Genomic DNA, 1,471 nt, shown 5'->3' with positions numbered 1-1,471 from the left:
GAGTTTCGGCGGTCCGCCGAGTTGCGCAACAGCGCCCCGCCTGAAGGGTTCAGACGGCAGCGACCTGCTGGAGGGCGGAAAGGGCGACGACCGGCTGCTCGGCGGCATCGCTGGAGCTGATCTCCACGGTGCGGATCTCCGACGCTTCCCAACCGATCCCGAGGCGGTTCTTCCGCCAGACCGAGCGTTTCGAGCCGCAATGCCTGCGGCTGCGCCACTCGCCTTCGCCTTCCGCCTCAATCCCGGTGCTGTCCACGAGCAGATCGGATGTCCCCTCGAGCTGCGGCAAGGAATGGTGGCGTCCAGCGCTTTTGTCGGCCTGACAGGGGACCGGAGTCCGGGACGGACTGGCTCAGCCCGGACAACTCCGGCAGGCTCGCCACGAAACCGTTCGCCAGCTGCTTGCACCGGTGGCGCCACGCTGGCTCACTCCTGCCGGGAGCGGCAGGCCGACGAGGAGCTCGAGCGGAGGCGGGCCCGGATCTCAGCGGCGCCATGGTTTTGCCGGCGGCTGCGCCGGCCGGCCGGAACGGCTTCCCACTGCATCGACGGATCGAACCGGACGGTCGGCGGCCCTCTCTGCCCCAGCGCATGATTGCAGCATTTCCGCTTGGCAGCCTTGTGCGCGTGCGGCGCGTACCTGCTCGCGCCTGCCAGTTAACATATTGGCTTCGCGCCGTGAATCCTCCCACAAGCGGTTGCGCGGCAATGACTCGACGATTGCGCGAAATCCAGGACAGCATGTCCTTGGATCGTGCCCAGACGATGGCCTTCTGCCGACTATGCATGAACACCATATGCAAGGCCACCAGATCGATCGCCTCGCTGTCGATGACCACATCCGGGAAACGAGATCAATCGATCTACACTTGAGCGCCCAGGGGGGCTCGATACTTCGGCCTGCCCGGATACGGGCCGCCGGACAGCTCCGCATCCACAATTTCTGCGCCGACCGCAGGGGGCCGTCATGGCCGTGCAGCAGTCAGCCTGCAACGCGGCGGGGTTCAGCCCCGCTTCCTCTGCGAGCGCCGCCAGTGCCCGACCGCGCCCGCAAAAGCCGCGGCCTTGCGGGATTTCGCGCTCCGGCTATCGCCGTTCCGGCCTTCGTCCGGCGAACGTGATGTCGGACCGTTCCGTTGCTCGCCCCGTGCAGCCGCGCAGTCCCGCTGCCTGTTGCCCCTCATTTTCCGGAACTCCGGAACCTTGAGTGCCATGCGCGCCTCCTAGCGGAGCCGAGCCGCCCTCTGCCCCTGAATTCTGCCGCTCAGGCTTTCATGTCCGGCGGCGAGCACCCGCAGACCTGGATGTCGCCTCGGCTGGTCATCCGCATGCCGCCTTGCATGGGTTGCACGTCATGAAGCCGCGCCGGAGGATTTGCGCAAGAGAGCCAGCGGAGTTCATCCGCCTTGGCAGGGCCGCGGCCTCTTCTCTTGCGCATCGGCTGCCGCCCGCCGGAGCAGGCGAGGACCGA

Annotated in this window: 2 protein-coding genes; both read right to left on the bottom strand. The window is 67.2% G+C overall.

Annotation, left to right across the window (positions count from 1 at the left end; genetic code table 11):
* Nucleotides 1-49: 49 nt before the first annotated feature.
* Nucleotides 50-289 (bottom strand): hypothetical protein, encoded by a 240-nt coding sequence (locus tag HCC78_RS32530; RefSeq protein WP_172332815.1) that lies wholly within the window; start codon nucleotides 287-289, stop codon nucleotides 50-52.
* A gap of 975 nt (nucleotides 290-1,264) precedes the next feature.
* The coding region (locus tag HCC78_RS33435; protein WP_216671423.1) for a hypothetical protein at nucleotides 1,265-1,471 on the bottom strand (207 nt) is incomplete at its 5' end.

The organism is Mangrovicoccus sp. HB161399, assembly GCF_013184745.1.
Taxonomy (GTDB): domain Bacteria; phylum Pseudomonadota; class Alphaproteobacteria; order Rhodobacterales; family Rhodobacteraceae; genus Mangrovicoccus.
This window is presented reverse-complemented; position numbering and strand designations above follow the sequence as displayed.